4 protein-coding genes and 1 pseudogene are annotated in these 3,882 nt (G+C 61.5%); 3 read left to right on the top strand and 2 right to left on the bottom strand.

Annotated elements, in window-relative coordinates:
- Nucleotides 1-62: 62 nt before the first annotated feature.
- Genes D8U18_RS06910 through D8U18_RS06900 form a run of 3 tightly spaced genes read left to right on the top strand, consistent with a single transcriptional unit; the run spans nt 63 to nt 2,948 of the window.
- Entirely contained in the window at nt 63-989 is a 927-nt protein-coding gene (locus D8U18_RS06910; protein WP_056854995.1) for an ABC transporter permease subunit, read from the top strand.
- Between the two features lie 10 nt (nt 990-999).
- A complete protein-coding gene (locus D8U18_RS06905) occupies nt 1,000-1,968 on the top strand; it encodes an oligopeptide/dipeptide ABC transporter ATP-binding protein (RefSeq protein WP_056854994.1) in 969 nt (322 codons plus the stop codon).
- Nucleotides 1,968-2,948 carry a peptide ABC transporter ATP-binding protein gene (locus tag D8U18_RS06900; protein ID WP_056854993.1) on the top strand — a complete coding sequence of 327 codons (981 nt, stop codon included), beginning with the start codon at nt 1,968-1,970 and terminating at the stop codon, nt 2,946-2,948. Before D8U18_RS06905 ends, D8U18_RS06900 begins: the two co-directional genes overlap by 1 nt.
- Nucleotides 2,949-3,116: 168 nt before the next feature.
- Here D8U18_RS06900 and D8U18_RS06895 read toward each other — a convergent pair whose 3' ends face one another.
- Nucleotides 3,117-3,374: a hypothetical protein gene (locus D8U18_RS06895; protein ID WP_131107326.1), complete on the bottom strand. Its 258-nt coding sequence runs from the start codon at nt 3,372-3,374 to the stop codon at nt 3,117-3,119.
- A gap of 229 nt (nt 3,375-3,603) precedes the next feature.
- Nucleotides 3,604-3,882 (bottom strand): annotated as a pseudogene (gene prfC / locus D8U18_RS06890) (peptide chain release factor 3); the annotation flags it as partial.

The raw sequence follows: 3,882 nt of genomic DNA, 5'->3' as shown, positions 1-3,882 counted from the left end.
GTGGACATCCTCTACGGCTTTGCCAACCCACGCATCCGTCATCAGCGCTGAGGTCAATACCCATGAGCACTCCAACATCCTCAGTAGCCACCGCCGCGTCCGCCGTGGATCAAAGCCTGCTGTACCCGTCGCCGTACAAAGAGTTCTGGCAAGCGTTCTCCAGGAACAAAGGTGCCGTTGCCGGCCTGATGTTCATGCTGCTGGTGATTTTCTGCGCCATCTTCGCCCCGTGGGTTGCCCCCCATGACCCGAGCGAGCAATACCGTGACTTCCTGCTGACCCCGCCAGCCTGGCTGGAAGGCGGGCAGATCCAGTTCCTGCTCGGCACCGATGAACTGGGTCGTGACCTGCTGTCACGCCTGATCGAGGGCTCGCGGCTGTCGTTGCTGATCGGCTTGTCGTCGGTGGTGATGTCGCTGATCCCGGGCATCCTGCTGGGTCTGTTCGCCGGTTTCTTCCCGAAAGCCGTCGGCCCGACCATCATGCGCCTGATGGACATCATGCTGGCCCTGCCATCGCTGCTGCTGGCCGTGGCGATCGTCGCCATCCTCGGCCCTGGCCTGATCAACACCGTGATCGCCATCGCCGTCGTGTCCCTGCCGTCCTACGTTCGCCTGACCCGCGCCGCGGTGATGGGCGAACTGAACCGCGACTACGTGACCGCCGCGCGCCTGGCCGGTGCCGGCCTGCCGCGCCTGATGTTCGTGACCGTGCTGCCCAACTGCATGGCGCCCCTGATCGTTCAGGCGACCCTGAGCTTCTCCTCGGCAATTCTCGATGCTGCCGCCCTTGGCTTCCTCGGCCTTGGCGTACAACCGCCAACCCCTGAGTGGGGCACCATGCTGGCCTCGGCCCGCGACTACATCGAACGCGCCTGGTGGGTAGTCAGTCTGCCTGGTTTGACCATTTTGCTCAGCGTGCTGGCAATCAACTTGATGGGTGACGGCCTGCGCGACGCGCTGGACCCGAAACTCAAGAACGCCGCCTGAGGAGATTCCAATGTCACTGCTAGAAATCAAGAATCTCAACGTTCGCTTCGGCGACAAAAACGCTACGCCAGTGGTCGATGGCCTCGACCTGAAAGTCGACAAAGGCGAAGTGCTGGCCATCGTTGGCGAGTCGGGTTCGGGTAAATCCGTGACCATGATGGCGCTGATGGGCCTGATCGAGCACCCTGGCATCGTCACCGCCGACTCGCTCAGCTTCGACGGCAAGGACATGCTCAAGCTCAGCAACCGTCAGCGTCGGCAGATCGTCGGCAAAGACCTGTCGATGGTCTTCCAGGACCCGATGACCGCGCTGAACCCAAGCTACACGGTGGGTTTCCAGATCGAAGAAGTGCTGCGCCTGCACCTGAAAATGTCCGGCAAGGCCGCTCGCAAGCGCGCCATTGAGTTGCTGGAAAAAGTTGAAATCCCGGGCGCGGCCAGCCGCATGGAAGCCTACCCGCATCAACTGTCCGGTGGCATGAGCCAGCGCGTCGCGATCGCCATGGCGATTGCCGGCGAACCGAAACTGCTGATCGCCGACGAACCGACCACCGCGCTGGACGTAACGATCCAGGCGCAGATCATGGACCTGCTGCTGGCCTTGCAGAAAGAGCAGAACATGGGCCTGGTGCTGATCACCCACGACCTCGCCGTCGTGGCCGAAACGGCCCAGCGCGTGTGCGTGATGTACGCCGGCCAGGCCGTCGAAGTCGGCCAGGTGCCGCAACTGTTCGACATCCCGGCGCACCCGTACAGCGAAGCGCTGCTCAAGGCGATTCCGGAACACAGCCTGGGCGCCTCGCGCCTGTCGACCCTGCCGGGCATCGTGCCCGGTCGCTACGATCGCCCGCAGGGCTGCCTGCTGTCGCCGCGCTGCCCGTACGTGCAGGACAACTGCCGCGTGCAACGTCCGGCCCTTGACCCGAAAAGCAACAGCCTCGCCCGCTGCTTCTACCCGCTGAACCAGGAGGTGGCGTAATGGCCGTCGTACTTACCGCCCGCGACCTGACCCGTCACTACGAAGTGTCCCGAGGCCTGTTCAAGGGTCACGCCACCGTGCGCGCCCTCAACGGCGTGTCATTCGAACTGGAAGCCGGCAAGACCCTCGCCGTCGTCGGCGAGTCGGGCTGCGGCAAATCCACCCTGGCCCGCGCCCTGACCCTGATCGAAGAGCCGTCTTCGGGTTCCCTGAAAATCGCCGGCCAGGAAGTCGCCGGCGCCGACAAGGCCCAGCGCAAGCAACTGCGCAAAGACGTGCAGATGGTGTTCCAGAGCCCATACGCGTCGCTGAACCCACGGCAAAAAATCGGTGATCAACTCGCCGAGCCGCTGTTGATCAACACCAACCTGTCGGCCACCGAACGTCGCGAGAAAGTCCAGGCGATGATGAAGCAGGTAGGCTTGCGTCCCGAGCACTACCAGCGTTATCCGCACATGTTCTCCGGCGGTCAACGCCAGCGTATTGCGCTGGCTCGGGCGATGATGCTGCAACCGAAAGTGCTGGTGGCGGACGAACCGACCTCGGCGCTGGACGTGTCGATCCAGGCGCAGGTGCTGAACCTGTTCATGGATTTGCAGCAAGAGTTCAACACCGCCTACGTGTTCATTTCCCACAACCTGGCGGTCGTTCGCCATGTTGCCGACCACGTGATGGTGATGTACCTCGGCCGTCCGGTGGAAATGGGGCCGAAGGAAGACATCTACACCCGTCCCCTGCACCCCTACACCCAGGCGCTGTTGTCGGCGACACCAACCATCCACCCGGATCCGGACAAGCCGAAGATCAAGATCGTCGGCGAACTGCCCAACCCGCTGAACCCGCCGCCCGGCTGCGCTTTCCACAAGCGCTGCCCATACGCCACCGAGCGTTGCAGCACTGAAGAGCCGGCCCTGCGCCTGCTCGACAGCCGCCAGGTGGCGTGCCATTACGCCGAGCAATTTGTACACGGCGCGGCATAAAAACCGCCTTGAAAAAAATGCAGGAGCCAGCCTGGCGATTACGGAATATCAGTCGACTCTTCGTCGACTGGCACACCGCAATCGCTAGCAGGCTAGCTCCCACAGGGACTGAGTTGATCAAAAACCCCTTCTACTTCCGGTAGAAGGGGTTTTATTTTGTCTGTAGATCTACGTCTGGCTATCACCTTCGTCGGCTTCATCGGAGTCCGGGTCATCGGTCATCGAGTCGTCGTCCCCCGCGCTGCCACCCTGCCCCTTGTCGCCCGGCTCCGATTCGGACTTGGCGATCATCAGCTCAGCATGCCCTGCCTGACTGCTTGAAGCCTGAGTTTCATGATCCTCGCACTCAGCCCAGACCGCCGAGCTGCCGAGGGCCAACATCACCAACACCTTCAATATCAAAATAACGCGTAGCAAGCTGTTCATGGCCGAATCCGTCCTTCGTAGAGTGCCTGTCTGGCGCTTAGTGAAATCTAGTTCCGATTAACTCGGTTCTCCAGATAGGATGCTGAAGCTGAGCCGTAAATGCCGTGAATCGGCAGATTGCTTTCGAATAAGGCCTATACCCAAATCCACTAAAGCATCAGGCCATTGGCCAGGCATTAAAAAGCCCCGGTGCTTTCGCCACGGGGCTTTTGGTCTTGCAGCTCAGCGCTTAATGATGCTCACGCGTCGCACGGAATTTCACGTCCGGCCAGCGCTCTTCCATCAGTGCCAGGTTGACCCGGGTCGGGGCGAGGTAGGTCAGGTGACCGCCGCCGTCCAGCGCGAGGTTTTCCACGGCCTTGTTGGAGAATTCCTCAAGCTTCTTCTTGTCGCTGCATTCGATCCAGCGCGCCGAGTAAACGGTGATCGGCTCGTAGGAGCACTCGACCTTGTATTCCTCTTTCAAACGGCTGGCGACCACATCGAACTGCAGCACACCGACGGCGCC

Origin of the sequence: Pseudomonas sp. Sample_10 (assembly GCF_004321495.1) — a bacterium.
GTDB lineage: Bacteria > Pseudomonadota > Gammaproteobacteria > Pseudomonadales > Pseudomonadaceae > Aquipseudomonas.
This window is presented reverse-complemented; position numbering and strand designations above follow the sequence as displayed.